The following is a 19,964-nucleotide window of genomic DNA, read 5'->3' as shown; positions in this document are numbered from 1 at the left end:
CGTGATCACGTCTCGTTACACCCCGCTATAGTTGCCCCTTTCGCCATGCCCAAAACGCTGACCGAGCTCCGCCACGGCATCGACCAGGTCGACCGCGAACTCCTGGAACTGCTGAACCGCCGCGCCGCCCTGGCCAACGAGGTCGGCGAGCTGAAGCGCGCCGAAGGTTCGCCGGTGTTCCGCCCCGAGCGCGAGGCCCAGGTCATCAACGGCCTGCAGGGCGCCAACACCGGGCCGCTGCGCGAGGACAACATCGCCCACATCTGGCGCGAGATCATGTCCGCCTGCCGGGCGCTGGAAGCGCCGCAGCGCGTCGCCTTCCTGGGCCCCTACGGCACCTTCAGCGAGCAGGCCGCGATCCAGTTCTTCGGCTCCAGCATCGAGAAGATCCCCAGCGTCAGCATCGACGAGGTGTTCCGCGCCACCGCGGCCGGTACCGCCGAATACGGCGTGGTGCCGGTGGAGAACTCCACCGAGGGCGTCATCGCCCGCTCGCTCGACCTGTTCCTCGCCACGCCGCTGCACATCGTGGGCGAGACCAGCCTGCTGGTGCGCCACAACCTGCTGCGCAAGGAAAAGACGATGGAGGGCGTCGAGGTGGTGCTGGCGCATCCGCAGGCCCTCGCGCAGTGCCAGGGCTGGCTCAACGAGCACCTGCCCGAGGCCGAGCGCCGCGCCGTCTCCAGCAACGCCGAGGGTGCCCGCCTCGCCGCCACGCACCCGCAGTGGGCCGCCATCGCCAGCGAGCGCGCGGCCACCGAATTCGGGCTGCACATCGCCGCCCACGCGATCCAGGACGACGCCTTCAACCGCACCCGCTTCGCCGTGATCTGCCTGCCGCAGACGCTGTCGGCGCCGGAAGCCTCGGGCAAGGACTGCGTGAGCCTGATCGTCTCGGTGCCCAACCGCCCCGGCGCGGTGCACGACCTGCTGGTGCCCTTGAAGAACCACGGCGTGTCGATGACGCGATTCGAATCCCGGCCGGCCCGCTCGGGCCAGTGGGAATACTTTTTCTACATCGACCTGCAGGGCCACCCCGCGCAGCCGCACGTGGCGGCGGCGCTGAAGGACCTGCAGGCCCTGTGCGCCTTCTACAAGGTGCTCGGGACCTACCCCGTCGGCGAATAACGAGAAGAACGCATGCCAGCGATGTTCGAACAACTGGGATTGATCGGTTGCGGCATGATGGGCGGCTCGTTCGCCCTGGCCATGAAGCGCGCCGGCCTGGTGAAGCGCGTGGTGGGCTACAGCAAGTCGCCTTCCACCACCGAGCAGGCCCGCAGGATGGGCGTGATCGACGTCGAGGCGCCCTCGGCGCTGCTGGCCGTCTCCGGCGCGGACATCGTGCTGCTGGCGGTGCCGGTCGCCGCCACCGAGGCGACCTTCAAGGCGATCCGCCACCTGGTCACCTCCAGCATGCTGATCATGGACGTGGGCTCGACCAAGCGCGACGTGGTCGAAGCATCGCGGCGCGTGCTGCGCGACCATGTCGGCTCCTTCGTGCCCGCGCATCCGATCGCGGGCAAGGAGCTCTCGGGCGTCGAGCATGCGGATGCCGACCTGTACCACGGCAAGCAGGTGATCCTGACGCCGATCGAGAAGACGCAGACGGGCCACCTCAAGCGCGCGCAGACCCTGTGGGAAGCGCTCGGCTGCCACGTGCAGCAGATGTCGCCGGACTCGCACGACGCGGCCTTCGCCGCCGTGAGCCACCTGCCCCACGTACTCGCCTTCGCGCTGATGAACGCCATCGGCAACCAGCCGCACGGCAAGGATTTCCTGGGCCTCGGCGGCCCGGGCTTCCGCGATTTCACCCGCATCGCGGCGAGCGACCCGAAGGTCTGGCGCGACATCCTGCTGTCCAACCGGGTGGAGCTGGTGGAGCAGGCCAAGATGTTCCAGCGCAGCCTGCTGAACATGCTGCAGCTCGCCGAGGAAGGCAACGGCGAGAAGCTGGAAGAAATGATCGCCCTCGCCAGCCAGGCCCGCGCGCAATGGCACATGGGCCGCAAGAAGTAAAGTAGGCCGCCATGTTCACCACCGCGTTCCTCGACCTGGCCCCGCTCGAGGAGGCCGGCGGTACGGTCGTCCTGCCGGGGTCGAAGAGCATCTCCAACCGGGTGCTGCTGCTGGCCGCGCTGTCCGAAGGCACGACGGTCGTCCACGACCTGCTGGATTCCGACGACACGCGGGTGATGCTGGAGGCGCTGCGGGCCCTGGGCTGCGGTGTCGTGCCGCGCGGCACGACCGTGGAGATCGAGGGGCTGGGCCGGCTGGCGGCGGGCGCGCAGCCGAACCCCGGCAAGGCGCCACTGAAGCTGTTCCTGGGCAACGCCGGCACCGCCATGCGGCCGCTGACCGCCGCCCTCGCCCTCCTCGGCGGCGACTTCGAACTCTCCGGCGTCGCCCGCATGCACGAGCGCCCGATCGGCGACCTCGTGGATGCCCTGCGCCAGCTCGGGTGCCGGGTCGACTACCTCGGCAACGAAGGCTTTCCCCCGCTGCGCATCCACCCGGCCCCGGCCCTGCGGCTCGATGCTCCCATCCCCGTCCGCGGCGACGTCTCCAGCCAGTTCCTCACCGCGCTGCTGATGGCGCTGCCGCTGGTGGCCACGCGCGACATCGCGATCGAGGTCGTGGGCGAGCTGATCTCCAAGCCCTACATCGAGATCACGCTCAACCTGCTGGAGCGCTTCGGCATCCGCGTGGCGCGCCAGGGCTGGCAGCGCTTCACGATCCCCGCCGGCAGCCGCTACCGCTCGCCGGGCGAGATCCACGTCGAGGCCGATGCGTCCTCGGCCAGCTACTTCGTGGCCCTGGGCGCCATCGCCGGCAGCCAGCGGGCCGTGCGGATCGAAGGCGTGGGCGCCGATTCGATCCAGGGCGACATCCGCTTCGTCGAGGCGGCGCAAGCGATGGGCGCCGCCGTCACCAGCGGCCCCAACTGGCTGGAAGTGCGCCGCGGCGCCTGGCCCCTGAAGGCACTGGACCTGGACTGCAACCACATTCCCGACGCCGCGATGACGCTGGCGGTGATGGGCCTCTACGCCGACGGCCCCACCACCCTGCGCAACATCGCGAGCTGGCGCGTCAAGGAGACGGACCGCCTCGCCGCCATGGCCGTCGAGCTGCGCAAGCTCGGGGCCGCCGTCGATGAAGGACCCGACTGGCTGAAGGTCGCGCCGCCCGCCGAATGGACGGCGGCCGCGATCCACACCTACGACGACCATCGCATGGCGATGTGCTTCGCCCTCGCCGCGTTCAACCCGGCGGGCGCCCACGTGCGCATCGAGGACCCGAAGTGCGTGGGCAAGACCTTCCCCGACTACTTCGAGGCGCTGTTCTCGGTCGCCCGTACGGCCACCCCGCACATCCCGGTGCTCTGCGTCGACGGCCCGACGGCTTCGGGCAAGGGCACCCTGGCCTCCGAGGTGGCGCGGCGCCTCGGCTACCACTACCTCGACTCGGGCGCCCTGTACCGCATCACCGGGCTGGCGGCGGTCCGCGCCGGGCTGGCGCTGGACGAGGCCCACGAACACACGATCGCCAGGATGGCCGAGACCCTGCCGGTGGTTTTCACCGGGGGCCGCGTGCTGCTGGCGGGCGACGACGTGACCGACGGGATCCGCACGGAGGAAGCGGGCATGAACGCCTCCCGCGTGTCCGCCCTGCCCGCCGTGCGCAGCGCCCTGGTGGCCCTGCAGCAGGGCTTCCGCAAGCTCCCGGGGCTGGTCGCCGACGGCCGCGACATGGGCACCGTGATCTTCCCCGACGCCCCCCTCAAGGTGTTCCTGACCGCGAGCGCCGCCCAGCGCGCCGAGCGCAGGCATAAGCAGTTGATTTCAAAAGGGATTTCGGCTACACTCGCCGGTCTTCGCGCGGACCTCGAGGCCCGCGACGCGCGCGACTCCAATCGCGCCGTCGCACCGCTCAAGCCCGCGCAGGATGCCCTCCTCCTGGATAACTCGAGCCAGACGGTCGAAGAATCGGTGGCCCAGGTCCTCCGGTGGTGGGAAGAAAAGCAGCCGTTCTCCAGGAACGGCTGACACGACAGGCCCCCGGCACTCCCTCCGCGCAGCAGCGCACCGGTGACGGGGATCGACAACCCAACCCCGCGGGTTCTGCCCGCAAACCTCATGTCTGAATCTTTTGCCGAGTTGTTCCAGGAATCGTTGCAGCGCTCCGAAATGCGCGCGGGCGAAGTCATCACCGCTGAAGTGGTCCGCGTGGAGCACAACTTCGTCGTGGTGAATGCCGGCCTCAAGTCCGAGGCCTACATCCCGATCGACGAATTCAAGAACGACACGGGCGAAGTCGAAGTCCAGGAAGGCGATTTCGTCTCCGTGGCCATCGACGCTCTCGAGAACGGCTACGGCGACACGATCCTGTCGCGCGACAAGGCCAAGCGCCTGGCCTCCTGGATGAGCCTGGAGAAGGCGCTCGAGTCCGGCGACTTCGTCACCGGCACCACGACCGGCAAGGTCAAGGGCGGCCTGACCGTGCTGGTCAACGGCATCCGCGCCTTCCTGCCCGGCTCGCTGATCGACACCCGCCCGATCAAGGACCTGACTCCGTACGAAAACAAGACGATGGAGTTCAAGGTCATCAAGCTGGACCGCAAGCGCAACAACGTGGTGCTGTCGCGCCGCGCCGTGGTCGAAGCGTCCATGGGCGAAGAGCGCGCCAAGCTGATGGAAACCCTGAAGGAAGGCTCCATCGTCCGCGGCGTGGTCAAGAACATCACCGAGTACGGCGCGTTCGTCGACCTCGGCGGCATCGACGGCCTGCTGCACATCACCGACATGGCCTGGCGCCGTGTCCGCCACCCGTCCGAGGTGGTCACCGCCGGCCAGGAAATCACCGCCAAGATCCTCAAGTTCGACACCGAGAAGAACCGCGTGTCGCTGGGCCTGAAGCAGATGGGCGACGACCCGTGGATGGGCGTTTCGCGCCGCTACCCCAACGGCACCCGCATGTTCGGCAAGATCACGAACATCGCCGACTACGGCGCGTTCGTCGAGCTCGAGCCCGGCATCGAAGGCCTGGTGCACGTCTCCGAGATGGACTGGACCAACAAGAACGTGGCCCCGTCCAAGGTCGTGTCCCTGGGTGACGAAGTCGAAGTCATGGTCCTCGAGATCGACGAAGACAAGCGTCGCATCTCCCTGGGCATGAAGCAGTGCAAGGCCAACCCCTGGCAGGAATTCGCGCAGAACACCAAGCGCGGCGACCGCGTCAAGGGCCCGATCAAGTCGATCACCGACTTCGGCGTGTTCGTCGGCCTGGCGGCCGGCATCGACGGCCTGGTGCACCTGTCCGACCTGTCCTGGAACGAGCCCGGCGAGCAGGCCGTGCGCAACTACAAGAAGGGCCAGGAAGTCGAGGCGATCGTGCTGGGCGTGGACGTCGACCGCGAGCGCATCTCCCTGGGCATCAAGCAGCTCGATGGCGACCCGTTCGCCACCTTCACCTCGGTGCACGACAAGGGCTCCTCGGTGTCGGGCAAGGTCAGGACGGTGGACCCGAAGGGCGCCGAGATCGACCTGGGCAACGACATCATGGGCTACCTGCGTGCCTCCGAAATCAGCCGCGACCGCGTGGAAGACGCGCGCAACGTGCTGAAGGAAGGCGACGAAGTCACGGCCGTGATCACCAACATCGACCGCAAGACCCGCAACATCCAGCTGTCGATCCGCCAGAAGGACATGATCGACGAGCAGGGCGCGATGGCGCAGCTGTCGCAGCAGTCCGCCCGCGAGCAGGCCGGCACGACCAGCCTCGGCGCGCTCCTGCGCGCCAAGCTGGACAACCAGGACCGTTCCTAAACGGAGAAAGCAAGGGTGGTTCGCGCCACCCTTGTCCTTCTGATGACCCGTAGCGACCTCGTAGAAGAACTGGCCTCCCGATTCAGCCAGCTGACCCATCGCGACGCGGAATACGCCGTCAAGACCATCCTGGACGCGATGAGCGAAGCGCTGGTGCGCGGCCACCGCATCGAGATCCGCGGCTTCGGCAGCTTCTCGATCAACCGCCGTCCGCCCCGCATGGGCCGCAACCCCCGTTCGGGCGAGAGCGTGCACATCCCGGAGAAGCGCGTCCCGCACTTCAAGCCCGGGAAGGCGCTGCGCGAGGCGGTGGACCAGCGGACCCAGGAAATGGAGTCCGGGCGCTGACCTAGAATTCGGCGCACCCCTAGGAGCCGAATGAAATACATAGCTTGGCTGCTGAAGGCAGCCATTTTTTTTACCCTGTTCGCCTTCGCGCTGAACAACCAGCAGGACGTCACCGTGCACTTCTTCTTCGGCACGCGGTGGACGGCACCGCTGGTGCTGGTGGTGCTGGCGGCGTTCGCGGCCGGCCTGGTGATCGGCGCGATCGGCATGGTGCCGCGCTGGTGGAGGCACCGCAAGGCGGTCGCCCGCGGCATGCCGCCGGAGACGCAGGCCGCGCCCAGCACGCTGATCGGACAGGGCACGCCCCCCACGCATGGACTTTGACCTGACCTGGCTGCTGTGGGGCCTGCCCATCGCCTTCGTGCTGGGCTGGCTGGCCTCGCGCTTCGACCTGCGGCAGCTGCGCATCGAGAACCGCCTCGCGCCCAAGGCCTACTTCCGCGGCCTCAACTTCCTGCTCAACGAGCAGCAGGACCAGGCCATCGACGCCTTCATCGAGGCGGTGCAGAACGACCCGGACACCTCGGAGCTGCACTTCGCGCTCGGCAACCTGTTCCGCCGCCGCGGCGAGTACGAGCGCGCGGTGCGGGTGCACGAGCACCTGATCTCCCGCGCCGACCTCAGCCGCGCCGACCGGCATCGGGCCCAGCACGCCCTGGCCCTCGACTTCCTGAAGGCCGGCCTGCTCGATCGCGCCGAGGAGGCCCTGCGCAAGCTGGAGGGCACCGCCTACGAGGAGCAGGCGCGGCTCGCCCTGCTGGCGATCTACGAGCGCTCGCGCGACTGGGCGCAGGCCGGCGAGATCGCGCGCAAGCTCGACGCCGGCGGCCCCGGCCAGTTCGGCGCCCGCCAGGCGCACTTCCTGTGCGAGATGGCCGCCAGCGCGGCGCCGGCCGAAGCCGAGCAGCTGCTGCAGAAGGCCAGGGCCATCGCGCCTCGCGCCCCGCGCCCACGCATCGAACTGGCCGCGCTGCGCCGCCGCGCCGGCGACGCGCATGAAGCGTTTTCGCTGCTGCGCGACCTGGCCGCGGAGGTGCCGAGCGCGATGGCCCTGCTCGCCAAGCCCCTCGCCGAGGCGGCGCTGGCCTGCGGCCGGCACCGGGAAGCCGCGGAGATCCTGCAGGAAAGCTACGCGCAGTCGCCCTCGCTGGACGTGCTGGACGCCATCGCGTCGCTGGAGGGCAATCCGCAGGCGGCCCGCGAGTGGTACGTGCGCCACGTGCAGCGCGAACCCTCGCTGGTGGCAGCCTCCCGCTGGATCGCCGGCGAGAAGCTGGAGCACGAGCAGTTCCATCCCGACGTCCAGCGCGCGCTGGACCACGCCGCGAAGCCGCTCACGCGCTACCGCTGCGCGGCCTGCGGTTTCGAATCGAAGCAGTATTTCTGGCAATGCCCCGGCTGCCAGGCCTGGGACAGCTACCCTCCCCGACGGGTCGAGGAGTTATGACTCCCCCCCGAAGCGGCCTGCGGCCGCCTCCCCCTCGAGGGGGCGCCACCAGCGGCCCGGCGAAGCCGGTCCCGCGGTGGCACGCGGTTCGGCCGCACGCATTCGCAGGCGGTGCCCCGGAACACATGGTGAAGGTATGAACAATCCAGGCAAGCAACGCATCGCGAAGGCCCGCGTGCTGGTGGTGGGCGACGCCATGCTCGACCGCTACTGGCACGGGGCGGTGGAGCGCATCTCCCCCGAAGCGCCCGTCCCCGTCGTCAAGGTCTCGCGCGAGGAGGAGCGCATCGGCGCCGCCGCCAACGTGGCCTACAACGTCAGCACCCTCGGGGCGCAGGCGAGCTTCCTGGGCGTCGTCGGCGACGACGAGCCCGGCCACCGGCTCGAGTCGCTGCTCACGCGCACCGGCATCCGGACCCACCTGAAGCGCGACCCCGGCCTGCGCACCACGGTCAAGCTGCGCGTGATCGGCCGCCAGCAGCAGCTGCTGCGGATGGACTTCGAGAACGAGCCGGACCACGAGGTGCTGGCCATGCAGTCCGAGGCCTTCGCCGAGCTCCTGTCGCAGCAGGACGCGATCCTGTTCTCCGACTACGGCAAGGGCGGGCTGGCCCACATCCCGGCGATGATCGAAAGCGCCCGCGCCGCGGACAGGCCGGTGCTGGTCGACCCCAAGGGCTCCGACTACGGCCGCTACCGCGGCGCCAGCATCATCACGCCCAACCGCGCCGAACTGCAGGACGTGGTCGGGCGCTGGCACGGCGAGGACGACCTGAAGAAGCGCGCCCACCGGCTGCGCGAGGAGCTCGGCCTGCAGGCGCTGCTGCTCACGCGCAGCGAGGAAGGCATGACCCTGTTCGACGAGCAGGGCGAATTCACCGTCAAGGCGCAGGCGCGCGAGGTGTTCGACGTCACCGGCGCCGGCGACACGGTCATCGCGACGCTGGCCACCATGGTGGCCGCGGGCGTGCCGCTGCGCGAGGCCGTGCCGATCGCCAACCGGGCCGGCGGCATCGTGGTGGGCAAGTTCGGCACCGCAACCGTTTCCTACGAGGAGTTGTTCCAATGACACGCGTCGTCGTCACCGGAGCCGCCGGGTTCATCGGCAGCAATATCGTCAAGGGCCTGAATGCGCGGGGGATCGACGACATCGTCGCGGTCGACGACCTGACCCAGGGCGACAAGTTCCGCAACCTGGCGGACCTGAAGATCGAGGACTACATCGACGCCGACGAGTTCTATTCCATCTTCGCCGACGGCGGCTTCGGCAAGGTCGACGCGGTGTTCCACGAGGGCGCCTGCAGCGACACGATGGAGCAGGACGGCAAGTACATGATGGACAACAACTACGGCGTGTCCTGCTCGCTGTTCGAGTCCTGCCAGCAGCGCGGCACGCGCCTGCTGTACGCGTCGTCGGCCGCGGTGTACGGCGGCTCCGACACCTTCCGCGAGACGCCGGAGTTCGAGCGGCCGCTGAACGTGTACGGCTATAGCAAGCTGCTGTTCGACCAGCGGATGCGGCGCGAGTGCGGCACGGACTTCAAGCGCGTGAAACGCCAGGTGGTGGGCTTCCGCTACTTCAACGTCTACGGCCCGCGCGAGCAGCACAAGGGCCGCATGGCCAGCGTCGCCTTCCACCAGTTCAACCAGTTCCGCGAGCAGGGCAAGGTCAAGCTGTTCGGCGACTACGGCGGCTACGGCCCCGGCGAGCAGACGCGCGACTTCGTGTTCGTCGACGACGTGGTGGCGGTGAACCTGTGGTTCTTCGACCACCCGGAGAAGTCCGGCATCTTCAACCTGGGCACCGGCCGCGCGCAGCCGTTCAACGACGTCGCCGTGGGGGTGGTGAACGCTCTCCAGGGCGGCGTGCCGGATGCGTCTTCCGCGGTGCAGCAGGGGCTGCTGGAATACATCCCCTTCCCCGACGCGCTGCGCGGAAAGTACCAGTGCTACACCCAGGCCGACCTGACGGCGCTGCGCGAGGCCGGCTGCGACCACCAGTTCGCCGATGTCGCCACGGGGGTGCGCGAGTACATGCGGGAGCTGGCGCGGCACTTCGGGAAGTAAAGCGCGTCAACTTCCGGGCGGGCTGAGCCGTTGTGGACAGGCCGCGTCCCGACGGCGCCCATCGCACCTGCTGGAGAGTCCATGCTGAAGAGGATCCTGGCCGTCCTGGCCCTGCTCTACGCCGCCGCCTCCTTCGCGGCCGTCGACGTGAACAAGGCCACCGCCGCCGACCTGGACGGCATCAAGGGCATCGGCCCGGTGATGTCCAAGCGCATCCTCGACGAGCGCAAGAAGGGCGATTTCAAGACCTGGGACGACCTGATGGCCCGTGTGAAGGGCATCGGCTCGCCCACCGCCGCCAAGTACTCGGCCGGCGGCCTGACGGTGAACGGGTCCGACTACAAGAATCCCGCGCTGGCCAAGAACGACGACAAGAAGGCCGTCAAGACCGAAAAGAAGGAAGAGAAGAAGGAAGGCCAGGCCGAGAAGAAGGACGATACGGCCGCCGCCAAGCCGGCCGCTTCCGCGAAGAAATAACAGCAGCGCTTCTCGCACGCAGCGCAGGCCCGCCACCCGGCGGGCCTTTTTCATGGGTCCCACGCAGCTAGGACAGCCACCGCTCCAGGTTGGCCCGCACGAAGGCATCGTCGGCCAGGTCCGCATGCTCCCGCAGCACGCGGTCGATCTCCTGGGGCTGCCCCGCCCCCAGCCCCTCCTGCGGATCGAGGCACCAGATGCCTTCGAGCAGCCCCTGCCGGCGCAGCACCTCGTGGCAGCCCGCGATGCAGCCGTGGAAGTCGTTCCTCACGTCGAAGAAGGCGGAGTTGCAGTCGGTGACGCGCGAGTCCAGCGCCAGCAGCTGCGGCGGCAGGCTGCCGCCGTGCGTCGCAATCGCGGCCTTGATGGCCTCCAGCTGCTCCACCGCCTTCGCGGTCCACACCGACCAGTGCCCCAGCAGGCCGCCGCGGAAGCGCACCGTCACCGGCCGGCCGTCGCGCATCGCGGTGAAGGGCAGCGCCAGGTCCAGGACGATGTGGTCGTCGTTGCCGGTGTAGAGATAGACGCGCTCCTCGGCGCCCGCATCGACCAGCCCGCGCACCACGTCCAGGGTGCGGTAGCGGTGGAAGGGCGCCACCTTGATCGCCAGCGCGTTCGGCAGCGAGGCGAAGCGGCGCCAGAAGGAGTGCGGCAGGGTCGGGCCGCCGACGGCCGTCTGCAGGTAGAAGCCCACCAGCGGGATCTCCTGCGCCACCGCTTCGCAGTGGGCGATCCTCTCGTCCTCCGAGGCGGAGGCCAGGGCCGCGAGGCTGAGAAGGCCCGCGTGGTAGCCCAGGCCCACCGCGATGCGCGCCTCCCTGCGGGCCTGCTCGGTCCGGCCGCACAGGCCCGCGATCATCGCCATGGGCCGGTCGCTCCAGGCCAGGCGGTCCTCCATCGCGCTGGCAAGGACGCGCTCGTAGAGCCCGTGTTCGCGGATCGCGAACTGCGTCGTGTGCACGCCCACGGCCAGGCCGCCGGCGCCGGCATCGACGTAATAGCGGGTGAGCGCGCGCTGGCGGCGGCGGTCGAACTGGCGGCGCGCGTCGAGCGCCAGCGGGTGGGCGGGGATCACCGCGCCGTCGGCCAGCAGCTGCAGCACCTCCCGGGGGAGATCGGATCGGTTCAGGGGCATGGCAACTTCCTCGGGGATCCGGGCGGGATCAGTAGTGCCCGTCCCGCTTCTCGAACTTGGTGGGCTTGCCGAGCAGTCGCTGGCCGTGCGCGATCCAGTCGGCGACCCAGGCCACCATCTGCTTGAGCGGGATGCGCGGATAGCCGAACAGGCGCTCGGCCTCGCCGGTGTTCATCAGCCAGGCGGTGGGTGCTTCCTGCCCCGTGACCGTGGCGGGCTTGCCGAAGATGCGAGCGAACTCCTGCGCCAGCCAGCGGATGGAGGTGGTCTCGGGGCCGCTCACGTTCAGCGGCGAGGTCGGCACCGTCGCCACCGCCAGGCAGCGCAGCGCCTGCGCGTTGGCGTCGCCCTGCCAGATCACGTTGACGTGGCCCATGGTCACGTCCACGGCCTCGCCGCGCCACACCTTCAGCGCCACGTCGGCCAGCACGCCGTAGCGCATGTCGATGGCGTAGCTCAGTCGGAACAGGCGCCCCGGCGTGCCGTGCAGCTGCGAGAAGTATTCGAACATGCGTTCGCGGCCGACGCAGGAATTGGCGTATTCGCCGGGAGGCGACAGCACCTCGTCCTCGCTCGCACCCTGGCCGGTCACCGGCACGAAGGGATAGACGCAGGCGGTGGAGAAGGCGACGATGCGCGAGCCGCGGAAGGCCTCCGCCACCAGCGCCGGCACGTGCGCGTTCATCGCCCAGGTCAGGGGAAGGTTGCCGTCGGCCCCGAACTTGCGGCCGGCCATGAAGACGACGTTGGGGCACCTCGGCAGCGCCTGCAGCGCGTCGCGATCCAGCAGGTCGCACGGGATGGTCTCGATGCCGTGGCCCAGCAGCGCCTCGCGCAGACCCGGTTCCGAGAAGCGCGCGACGGCAATGACGCGGCGCGAGGCGGGCAGCGCGTTGCGCGCCAGACGGGCCAGCGTCGGGCCCATCTTGCCGCCCACGCCCAGCACCAGCAGGTCGCCCTCGGTGCGGGCGAGGTCGCGCACGAGGTCGCGAGAAGGCGTGGCGAGATAGTCCTCGAGCGCCGCCTCGGATTCGAAGCGCGCGGGGAAGGGCAGGTCGTCCAGCAGGGGCCCGCCGGCGGGGGTCGTCTCGCTCATCGCCGCATGATGGCACACGCCTTCTACGCGCTGCCGAAGCCGCCGCCGCCGGGCGTGTGCACCTCGAAAATGTCGCCCGCCTGCATCTCCGCCGAGCCGATGTGGTCCAGCTGCTCGATGCGGCCGTCCGCGCGGACGACCCGGTTGATGCCCACCTGCCCCGGCTGGCCGCCGGCCATGCCGAAGGACGGGACCCTGCGGCCGTTGGACAGGATGCTGGCCGTCATGGGCTCCAGGAAGCGCACGCGCCGCACGCCGCCGTTGCCGCCCTTCCAGCGGCCGGCGCCACCCGAGCCGGCGCGGATCTCGTAGCTTTCCAGCCGCACGGGGAAGCGGAACTCCAGCACCTCGGGGTCGGTGAGGCGCGAGTTGGTCATGTGGGTCTGCACCACGCTGGTCCCGGCGAAGCCGTCGACCAGGCGCCCCTGCCCGTCGAACACGCCGCCCGCGCCGCTGCCGCCGGAGATCGTCTCGTAGTACTGGTAGCGGGCGTTGCCGAAGGTGAAGTTGTTCATCGTGCACTGGCCGGCCGCCATCACGCCCAGCGCGCCGTAGAGCGCGTTGGTGATGCAGGTGGAGGTCTCGACGTTGCCGGCGACCACCGAGGCCGGCGGCCGCGGATTGAGCATGCAGCCTTCCGGCACGATCACCTTCAGCGGCTTCAGGCAGCCGGCGTTGAGCGGGATCTCGTCGCTCACCAGCGTGCGGAACACGTAGAGCACGGCGGCCATGCACACGGCGCGCGGCGCGTTGAAGTTGTTCGTCTGCTGCGGGGAGGTGCCGGTGAAGTCGATCTCCGCCGAGCGCGCGGCCGCATCGACGCGGATCGCGACCTGGATCTGCGCGCCGTTGTCCAGGGGCAGCGTGAAGCGGCCGTCCTTCAGGCGCGTGATCACGCGACGCACCGACTCCTCCGCGTTGTCCTGCACGTGGCGCATGTAGGCCTGCACCACGTCCAGGCCGAACTGGTCCACCATGCGGCGCAGTTCCTGCACGCCCTTCTCGTTGGCGGCGATCTGCGCCTTCAGGTCGCCCAGGTTCTGCTCGGGGTTGCGGCTCGGGTAGGGGCCGCCGCGCAGCAGGTCCAGCATCTCCTGCTCGCGCAGCACGCCGCGGTCGACCAGCTTGAAGTTGTCGATCTCCACGCCCTCTTCCTCGATCCGCGTCGAGAAGGGCGGCATGGAGCCGGGGGTGATGCCGCCGATGTCCGCGTGGTGGCCTCTCGAACCGACGTAGAACGTCGGTTCGGGGCCACCGGCCGTCACGGGCTCCCCTCCTCCCCGACCCTCCCCCTCGGAGGGGGAGGGCTTCAGATAGACGGGCGTGATCACGGTCACGTCGGGCAGGTGCGTTCCGCCGTTGTAGGGGTCGTTCAGCACGTAGACGTCGCCGGGGCCCATCGCGGCACGGTTCTCGCGGATCACGGTCCGGATGCTTTCGCCCATGCTGCCCAGGTGCACGGGCATGTGCGGGGCGTTGGCGATCAGGTTGCCCTCGGCGTCGAACAGCGCGCAGGAGAAGTCGAGCCGCTCCTTGATGTTGACCGAGTAGGCGGTGTTCTGCAGCTGCAGCCCCATCTGCTCGGCGATGTTCATGAACAGGTTGTTGAACACCTCCAGCAGCACCGGGTCGACCTGCGTGCCGGCGGCGAACTTCTGCGCGCGCGGCACGGTGCGGTCCAGCACGATGTGGTCCAGCGCGGTGATGCGCGCCTGCCAGCCCGGTTCGACCACCGTGGTCGCGTTCTGCTCCGCCACGATCGCGGGGCCGGCGACCACGTCGCCGGGCCGCAGGTCCTCGCGCACGCACAGGGCTGCCTCGTGCCACTGCCCGCCGGAGTACATGCGCACGCTCTCGCGCCGCGGCACCTCGCGCGGCGGATGCTCCTGCCGCCGCGGCTCCGCCGGCGCATCGCCGGCGATGATGGCTTCGACCGAGACCGCTTCCACGATCATGGGCTTGCCCGGCATCAGGAAGGAGAAGCGCTGCCGGTACGCGGCCTCGAAGCCGGCGACGATCTCCGGCAGCGGGCCCGCCGCCACGACCAGCGCCGAGTCGCTGCCCTGGTAGCGCACGTGCACGCGCCGGCGCACCTGCACGGCGCCGCCGCTCACCTGCTGCCGCCGCAGCTCGGACTCGGCGGCGGCGGCGAGCGCATCGAGCTTGCCCTGCACCTGCGGCAGCTTGCCGGCCTCCAGCGGCAGTTCCACCGCCTGCTCGCGGATCACGTTCTGGTCCGCCAGCCCCATGCCGTAGGCGGACAGGACGCCCGCGAGCGGATGGATGAAGACGCGCGACATGCCCAGCGCATCGGCGACCAGGCAGGCATGCTGCCCGCCGGCGCCGCCGAAGCAGTTGAGCGTGTAGCGGGTGACGTCGTAGCCGCGCGCCACCGAGATCTTCTTGATCGCGTTGGCCATCTGCTGCACGGCGATCGCGATGAAGCCCTCGGCGACCTCCTCGGCGCTGCGGCCGGTGCGCAGCGCGAGCTCGCCGAAGCGGCCCGTCACCGCCTCGACGCTCAGGGGCTCGTCGGCATGCGGCCCGAACACCCTGGGGAAGTAGCGGGGCTGGATCTTGCCCACCATCACGTTGGCATCGGTCACCGCCAGAGGGCCGCCGCGCCGGTAGCTCGCCGGTCCCGGGTTGGCCCCGGCGCTCTGCGGCCCGACGCGGAAGCGCGCGCCGTCGAACTCCAGGATCGAGCCGCCGCCCGCCGCCACGGTATGGATGCTCATCATGGGTGCGCGCATGCGCACGCCCGCCACCTGGGTCTCGAACTCGCGCTCGAACTCGCCCGCGAAGTGCGACACGTCGGTGGAGGTTCCGCCCATGTCGAAGCCGATCACCCGGTCGTGCCCCGCGAGCCGCGCGGTGCGCGCCATGCCCACGATGCCGCCGGCGGGGCCGGACAGGATCGCATCCTTGCCCTGGAAGGCATGCGCGTCGGCGAGCCCGCCGGAGGACTGCATGAAGAACAGCTTCACTCCCGGCATCTCGGAGGCCACCTGCTCCACGTAGCGGCGCAGGATCGGCGACAGGTAGGCATCCACCACCGTGGTGTCGCCGCGGCTCACGAGCTTCATCATCGGGCTGGTCTCGTGCGAGGCGCTCACCTGCGAGAAGCCGGTCTCGCGCGCGATGCGGGCCGCGGCCTGCTCGTGCGCGGTGTAGCGGTAGCCGTGCAGGAACACGATCGCGACGCTGCGCAGGCCGCGCGCGTGCGAGGCGGCGAGCGCGTCCCGCAGCTGCGCTTCGTCCAGCGCCTCGATCACGTCTCCGTGTGCGCCCACGCGCTCCCGCGCCTCGACCACCTCGCCGTACAGCAGTTCGGGCAGCACGATGTGGCGGTCGAACAGGCGGGGCCGGTTCTGGTAGGCGATGCGCAGCGCATCGCGGAAGCCGCGCGTGGTGACCAGCAGCGTGGGCTCGCCCTTGCGTTCCAGCAGCGCATTGGTGGCGACCGTCGTCCCCATCTTCACGCACTCGACCTGCTCCGGCCGGATCGCCTCGCCGGCCTGCAGCCCGAGCAGGTGGCGGATGCCCGCCACCGCCGCATCGCGGTACTGCTCGGGGTTGTCCGACAGCAGCTTGTGCGTGACCAGCGTGCCGTCGGGCCGGCGCCCCACCACGTCGGTGAAGGTGCCGCCGCGGTCGATCCAGAACTGCCAGCGGCCGGGCGGGGAGGAAGTGCGGATGTCTTGTGCCATGGCTTTCCCGGCACTGTAGCCTGCGCGGCCACGGCGATGTGTCGGCCCGCGTCGCCGGGGAAACACCGGAGGCGCTGGCATCGTCCTTGCGGCTATGCTCGGCCGCTTACCGTCCGAGCACTGTCCTGGAGCATCATGAACTTCCGACCCGCCCTTCCCCTGCTGGCCGCGTGCGTGGCCGGCCACGCCTTCGCGCAGGCCAAGTGGGACCTGCCCGCCGCCTACCCCGCGGGCAACTTCCACACCGAGAACCTGGTGCAGTTCGCGAACGACGTGGAGAAGGCCAGCGGCGGCAAGCTGAAGATCCAGGTCCACGCGAACGCCTCGCTGTTCAAGGCCAACGAGATCAAGCGCGCGGTGCAGAGCGCGCAGGCGCCGATCGGCGAAGTGCTGCTGGTGAACTTCGAGAACGAGAACCCGATCTACGGCGCCGACGGCATCCCCTTCCTCGCCAGCAGCTACACCGAGGCGCGCAAGCTGGCCGCCGCCCAGAAGCCCTTCCTGGACAAGCTGCTCGCCGCCCAGGGCATGCGGCTGCTCTACACGGTGGCGTGGCCGCCCCAGGGCATCTACGCCAACAAGGAGCTCGCCTCCGTCGCCGACATGCGCGGCCTGAAGTGGCGCGCCTATAGCCCCGCCACGGCGAAGATCGCCGAACTGGTGGGCGCCCAGCCGGTGACCATCCAGGCCGCCGAACTCTCGCAGGCGCTGGCCACCGGCGTGGTGAACAGCTACATGAGCTCGGGCTCCACCGGCTACGACTCCAAGACCTACGAGAGCATCAAGTACTGGTACGACACGCAGGCCTGGTTGCCGAAGAACGCGATCATCGTGAACCAGAAGGCCTTCGACGCGCTGGACAAGCCCACGCAGGAGGCCGTCCTGAAGGCCGCCGCCGAGGCCGAGAAGCGCGGCTGGGCGCTGTCGGAGGAAAAGAACGAGTGGTACAAGAAGGCGCTCGCGGACAAGGGCATGAAGATCATGAAGCCCGCGCCCAAGCTCACCGCGGACATGAAGCAGGTCGGCGCGATCATGCTGGCGGACTGGCAGAAGAAGGCCGGGCCCGACGGCGTCGCGCTGGTGAACGCCTTCAACAAGAAGTAGGGCGGCCGGTTTGCGCCGCTTCCTCGACCGGCTCTACCTCGTCTCTGGCGCCCTCGGCGCCATTTTCGTGCTCCTGATCTGCGTGCTGATGCTGGCGCAGAGCCTGCTGCGCGAGTTCGGGGTGCGGACCGGCGGCGTCAACGAGGTGGTGGCGTGGTTCTGCGCCGCCGCCTCCTTCTTCGCCATGGCGCACGCGTTCAAGCACGGCGACTTCGTGCGGGTGACGCTGCTGCTGGAGCACCTGCCCGAACGCGCCCGCCGGCGGCTGGAGATCGCCTGCCTGGCGGTGGCGGCGGTGGCCGTCGCCTACCTCGCCTTCTGGGCCAACCGCTTCACCTACGACAGCTGGGCCTTCAACGAGATCGCGCAGGGCCTGGTGCCGATCCCGATCTGGATCCCGCAGCTGAGTTTCGCCCTCGGCTCCCTGCTGCTGCTCGTCGCGGTGGTGGACGAACTCGTGCTCGTGCTGCGTGGGGCCAAGCCCAGCTACGTCACGGCGGTCGAGGAACGGCACGCGCGCGGCGACTTCTCCTCCGACGTGTAGGCAGCCATGGACATCCTCCTCGTGGGCGGCCTGCTGCTGCTGGTGATGATGGTGCTGCTGACGGGTGGCGTCTGGATCGCCATGACCCTGGCCATCTGCGGCTGGGTGGGGCAGGCCTTCTTCACCAGCACCTCGCCGGGCAACAACCTGTTCTCCTCCTTCTGGGAGTCGAACGCCTCCTGGGAGCTCGCGGCCCTGCCCCTGTTCATCTGGATGGGCGAAATCCTGTTCCGCAGCCGCCTGAGCGAGGAGATGTTCGAGGGACTGCGGCCCTGGCTCAATCGCGTGCCCGGGCGCCTGATGCACACGACCATCCTGGGCTGCGGCATCTTCGGTTCGGTGTCGGGCTCCTCCGCCGCCACCTGCGCCACGATCTCGAAGGTGGCCCTGCCGGAACTGCTCAAGCGCGGCTACAGCGAGAAGATCGCGCTCGGCTCGCTGGCCACGGCGGGCACGCTGGGCATCCTGATCCCGCCCTCGATCACGATGGTGGTATACGCGGTGGCGGCGGACGCCTCCATCATCCGCATCTTCCTGGCCGGCTTCCTGCCGGGGCTGCTGCTGATGGCCCTGTTCTCGGGCTACATCGTGTGGTGGAGCCTGCGCCACCCGGACCAGGTGCCTCCCGCCGATCCGCCGACCAGCCTGCGCGAGAAGATCCGGCGCTCCGGCAACCTGATCCCGTGCAGCGCGCTGATCGTCTTCATCGTCTGGGTGCTGATCGCCGGCTGGGCCACGGCCACCGAATGCGCCGCCTACGGCGTGCTGGGCTCGCTCGCGCTGGCCTGGTGGAGCAAGTCCCTCACCTGGGAGTCCTTCTGGGAAGGACTCATGGGCACCACGCGCAGCAGCTGCATGATCATGTTCATCCTCGCGGGCGCGGCCTTCCTCACCAAGACGATGGCCTTCACCGGCATCCCGCGCGCGCTGGCCGAATGGGTGAACGCGCTGCAGCTGTCGCCCTATTCGCTGATCTTCGTGCTGACGCTGGTCTACCTCGTGCTCGGCACCGCGCTGGACGGCATCAGCATGATCGTGCTCACCAGCGCCGTGGTGCTGCCGATGATCCAGAAGGCCGGCTTCGACCTGATCTGGTTCGGCATCTTCATCGTGCTGCTGGTGGAGATCGCGGAGGTGACGCCGCCGGTGGGCTTCAACCTGTTCGTGCTGCAGAACATGACCGGCAAGGACAGCAACACCATCGCGAAGGCGGCGATCCCCTTCTTCGCCTGCCTGGTGGTGTGCATCGCCCTGATCACGCTCTTCCCGCAGATCGTCACCGTCCTGCCGGACATGGTGATGGGCAAGGAGAAGTAGGCGGCTCAGGCCGCCGTGCTGCGTTCGAGCTGCTGCACCAGTTCGGCCACCGCCCCGGCGATCTGCGGCGGTCCCGCATCGGCATTGCCCTCGACCGCCAGCAGGTGGTCCATCTCCTGCACCAGCAGCAGCCGCGCATCCCGCCGCGCCGCATGCAGCAGCTCCGCGTTGCGTACCGGCACCTGCGCGTCGGCGCTGCCGTGCACCAGCAGCGCCGGCAGCGGCAGGTCCGCCAGCACCTCGGCGGGGTCGTAGCGGAACCAGGAGATCAGGTAGGGCTGCACGGTGGGGCGGAACAGCAGGCACAGCGCGTCCGGCGGATCGTCCATCGTCTGCTCGTCCGCGAGGGTGGCCAGCGCGGCCTGCACGGCCTCTTCCAGCAATTCCGGCAGGCGGCCCTGGAGCTGTTCGCGCATCAGGTCGCAGGCGCGCATGCCGGCGCCCGCCACCGACACGACCGCCTGGGCGGGCGCGTCCCGGGCCGCGAGCTTGGCAACGAGGGCACCCTCGCTGTGCCCCAGCAGCAGCAGGGTGCCCAGCCGAGGGTCCGCGCGCAGCCGCCCGGCGAGCGCTACCGCGTCGTCGACGAGATGGCGGAACCGGAGATCCTCCTCCTGGAGGCCGGGGTGCACGCTGGCGCCTACGCCCCGCTTGTCGTAGCGCAGCGAGGCGATGCCCTTCGCGACGAGCGCCTGCGCGAGCCTGCGCATGTGGCCGGGGGCGCCCGGCAGCAGGGCGCTGTTGCCGTCCCGGTCGGCCGGGCCGGCGCCCGCGATCAGCAGCACGACGGGCCAGGGGCCCCGGGTGCCCGGAAGCGCCAGGGTTCCGCTCAGCTTGCCGGCGGGGGTCGTGAGTTCGAGCGGCTCCTCGTGCATGTCGAAGGCCAATCTAGCA

17 protein-coding genes are annotated in these 19,964 nt (G+C 69.6%); 13 read left to right on the top strand and 4 right to left on the bottom strand.

From position 1 onward, the window contains the following. Positions 1–45 precede the first annotated feature (45 nt). The 10 genes from pheA to JJ685_RS27965 all read left to right on the top strand — a co-directional run bounded on the left by pheA (position 46) and on the right by JJ685_RS27965 (position 10,164). A complete protein-coding gene (gene pheA, locus JJ685_RS28010) occupies positions 46–1,128 on the top strand; it encodes a prephenate dehydratase (RefSeq protein ID WP_201677681.1) in 1,083 nt (360 codons plus the stop codon). A 21-nt stretch (positions 1,129–1,149) separates the two neighbouring features. Then, a complete protein-coding gene (locus tag JJ685_RS28005; RefSeq protein ID WP_201677747.1) occupies positions 1,150–2,019 on the top strand; it encodes a prephenate dehydrogenase in 870 nt (289 codons plus the stop codon). Positions 2,020–2,030: 11 nt separating this feature from the next. Continuing rightward, entirely contained in the window at positions 2,031–4,046 is a 2,016-nt protein-coding gene (locus JJ685_RS28000; RefSeq protein WP_201677680.1) for a bifunctional 3-phosphoshikimate 1-carboxyvinyltransferase/cytidylate kinase, read from the top strand. A 90-nt stretch (positions 4,047–4,136) separates the two neighbouring features. Further along, on the top strand, positions 4,137–5,825 hold the full coding sequence (gene rpsA / locus JJ685_RS27995; RefSeq protein WP_201677679.1) for a 30S ribosomal protein S1: 1,689 nt from the start codon (positions 4,137–4,139) through the stop codon (positions 5,823–5,825). A gap of 42 nt (positions 5,826–5,867) precedes the next feature. Continuing rightward, positions 5,868–6,173: an integration host factor subunit beta gene (locus JJ685_RS27990; protein WP_201677678.1), complete on the top strand. Its 306-nt coding sequence runs from the start codon at positions 5,868–5,870 to the stop codon at positions 6,171–6,173. A gap of 30 nt (positions 6,174–6,203) precedes the next feature. After that, on the top strand, positions 6,204–6,497 hold the full coding sequence (locus JJ685_RS27985) for a LapA family protein (protein WP_201677677.1): 294 nt from the start codon (positions 6,204–6,206) through the stop codon (positions 6,495–6,497). Then, positions 6,487–7,620 (top strand): lipopolysaccharide assembly protein LapB, encoded by a 1,134-nt coding sequence (lapB, locus tag JJ685_RS27980; RefSeq protein ID WP_201677676.1) that lies wholly within the window; start codon positions 6,487–6,489, stop codon positions 7,618–7,620. Before JJ685_RS27985 ends, lapB begins: the two co-directional genes overlap by 11 nt. Positions 7,621–7,756: 136 nt before the next feature. Beyond that, positions 7,757–8,689: a D-glycero-beta-D-manno-heptose-7-phosphate kinase gene (gene rfaE1, locus JJ685_RS27975; protein ID WP_201677675.1), complete on the top strand. Its 933-nt coding sequence runs from the start codon at positions 7,757–7,759 to the stop codon at positions 8,687–8,689. After that, positions 8,686–9,687 carry an ADP-glyceromanno-heptose 6-epimerase gene (gene rfaD, locus JJ685_RS27970; RefSeq protein ID WP_201677674.1) on the top strand — a complete coding sequence of 334 codons (1,002 nt, stop codon included), beginning with the start codon at positions 8,686–8,688 and terminating at the stop codon, positions 9,685–9,687. The genes rfaE1 and rfaD overlap by 4 nt, the downstream gene beginning before the upstream one ends. Positions 9,688–9,768: 81 nt before the next feature. Further along, positions 9,769–10,164 (top strand): ComEA family DNA-binding protein, encoded by a 396-nt coding sequence (locus JJ685_RS27965; RefSeq protein WP_201677673.1) that lies wholly within the window; start codon positions 9,769–9,771, stop codon positions 10,162–10,164. Between the two features lie 67 nt (positions 10,165–10,231). On the opposite strand, the gene JJ685_RS27960 is transcribed toward JJ685_RS27965, so the two are convergent. Genes JJ685_RS27960 through JJ685_RS27950 form a run of 3 tightly spaced genes read right to left on the bottom strand, consistent with a single transcriptional unit; the run spans position 10,232 to position 16,105 of the window. Then, positions 10,232–11,299: a dihydrodipicolinate synthase family protein gene (locus tag JJ685_RS27960; protein ID WP_201677672.1), complete on the bottom strand. Its 1,068-nt coding sequence runs from the start codon at positions 11,297–11,299 to the stop codon at positions 10,232–10,234. A 28-nt stretch (positions 11,300–11,327) separates the two neighbouring features. Continuing rightward, positions 11,328–12,395 (bottom strand): NAD-dependent epimerase/dehydratase family protein, encoded by a 1,068-nt coding sequence (locus JJ685_RS27955; RefSeq protein ID WP_201677671.1) that lies wholly within the window; start codon positions 12,393–12,395, stop codon positions 11,328–11,330. 23 nt (positions 12,396–12,418) lie between these two features. Next, complete coding sequence (locus JJ685_RS27950) at positions 12,419–16,105, bottom strand: hydantoinase B/oxoprolinase family protein (RefSeq protein ID WP_201677670.1); 3,687 nt, start codon at positions 16,103–16,105, stop codon at positions 12,419–12,421. A gap of 135 nt (positions 16,106–16,240) precedes the next feature. On the opposite strand from JJ685_RS27950, the gene JJ685_RS27945 reads away from it, so the two are divergent. The 3 genes from JJ685_RS27945 to JJ685_RS27935 are packed head-to-tail and all read left to right on the top strand — an operon-like array spanning position 16,241 to position 19,070. Next, a complete protein-coding gene (locus tag JJ685_RS27945) occupies positions 16,241–17,209 on the top strand; it encodes a TRAP transporter substrate-binding protein (protein ID WP_201677669.1) in 969 nt (322 codons plus the stop codon). Between the two features lie 10 nt (positions 17,210–17,219). Continuing rightward, positions 17,220–17,753, top strand: a complete 534-nt coding sequence (locus JJ685_RS27940; protein ID WP_201677668.1) for a TRAP transporter small permease — start codon at positions 17,220–17,222, stop codon at positions 17,751–17,753. 6 nt (positions 17,754–17,759) lie between these two features. Next, positions 17,760–19,070 carry a TRAP transporter large permease gene (locus JJ685_RS27935; RefSeq protein WP_201677667.1) on the top strand — a complete coding sequence of 437 codons (1,311 nt, stop codon included), beginning with the start codon at positions 17,760–17,762 and terminating at the stop codon, positions 19,068–19,070. Positions 19,071–19,075: 5 nt separating this feature from the next. On the opposite strand, the gene JJ685_RS27930 is transcribed toward JJ685_RS27935, so the two are convergent. Beyond that, positions 19,076–19,957 (bottom strand): alpha/beta hydrolase family protein, encoded by an 882-nt coding sequence (locus JJ685_RS27930; RefSeq protein WP_201677666.1) that lies wholly within the window; start codon positions 19,955–19,957, stop codon positions 19,076–19,078. Positions 19,958–19,964 lie beyond the last annotated feature (7 nt).

The sequence above is a fragment of the Ramlibacter monticola genome, from assembly GCF_016722785.1.
Lineage (GTDB): Bacteria > Pseudomonadota > Gammaproteobacteria > Burkholderiales > Burkholderiaceae_C > Ramlibacter > Ramlibacter monticola.
The sequence above is the reverse complement of the archived record's forward strand: the minus strand, read 5'-3'. Positions and strand labels throughout refer to the sequence as shown.

Excerpts from the sequence above, each read along its gene's own strand:
- pheA (WP_201677681.1), top strand. The coding sequence starts at position 46 with ATGCCCAAAACGCTGACCGAGCTCCGCCACGGCATCGACCAGGTCGAC.
- JJ685_RS28005 (WP_201677747.1), top strand. The coding sequence starts at position 1,150 with ATGTTCGAACAACTGGGATTGATCGGTTGCGGCATGATGGGCGGCTCG.
- JJ685_RS28000 (WP_201677680.1), top strand. The coding sequence starts at position 2,031 with ATGTTCACCACCGCGTTCCTCGACCTGGCCCCGCTCGAGGAGGCCGGC.
- rpsA (WP_201677679.1), top strand. The coding sequence starts at position 4,137 with ATGTCTGAATCTTTTGCCGAGTTGTTCCAGGAATCGTTGCAGCGCTCC.
- JJ685_RS27990 (WP_201677678.1), top strand. The coding sequence starts at position 5,868 with ATGACCCGTAGCGACCTCGTAGAAGAACTGGCCTCCCGATTCAGCCAG.
- JJ685_RS27985 (WP_201677677.1), top strand. The coding sequence starts at position 6,204 with ATGAAATACATAGCTTGGCTGCTGAAGGCAGCCATTTTTTTTACCCTG.
- lapB (WP_201677676.1), top strand. The coding sequence starts at position 6,487 with ATGGACTTTGACCTGACCTGGCTGCTGTGGGGCCTGCCCATCGCCTTC.
- rfaE1 (WP_201677675.1), top strand. The coding sequence starts at position 7,757 with ATGAACAATCCAGGCAAGCAACGCATCGCGAAGGCCCGCGTGCTGGTG.
- rfaD (WP_201677674.1), top strand. The coding sequence starts at position 8,686 with ATGACACGCGTCGTCGTCACCGGAGCCGCCGGGTTCATCGGCAGCAAT.
- JJ685_RS27965 (WP_201677673.1), top strand. The coding sequence starts at position 9,769 with ATGCTGAAGAGGATCCTGGCCGTCCTGGCCCTGCTCTACGCCGCCGCC.
- JJ685_RS27960 (WP_201677672.1), bottom strand. The coding sequence starts at position 11,299 with ATGCCCCTGAACCGATCCGATCTCCCCCGGGAGGTGCTGCAGCTGCTG.
- JJ685_RS27955 (WP_201677671.1), bottom strand. The coding sequence starts at position 12,395 with ATGAGCGAGACGACCCCCGCCGGCGGGCCCCTGCTGGACGACCTGCCC.
- JJ685_RS27950 (WP_201677670.1), bottom strand. The coding sequence starts at position 16,105 with ATGGCACAAGACATCCGCACTTCCTCCCCGCCCGGCCGCTGGCAGTTC.
- JJ685_RS27945 (WP_201677669.1), top strand. The coding sequence starts at position 16,241 with ATGAACTTCCGACCCGCCCTTCCCCTGCTGGCCGCGTGCGTGGCCGGC.
- JJ685_RS27935 (WP_201677667.1), top strand. The coding sequence starts at position 17,760 with ATGGACATCCTCCTCGTGGGCGGCCTGCTGCTGCTGGTGATGATGGTG.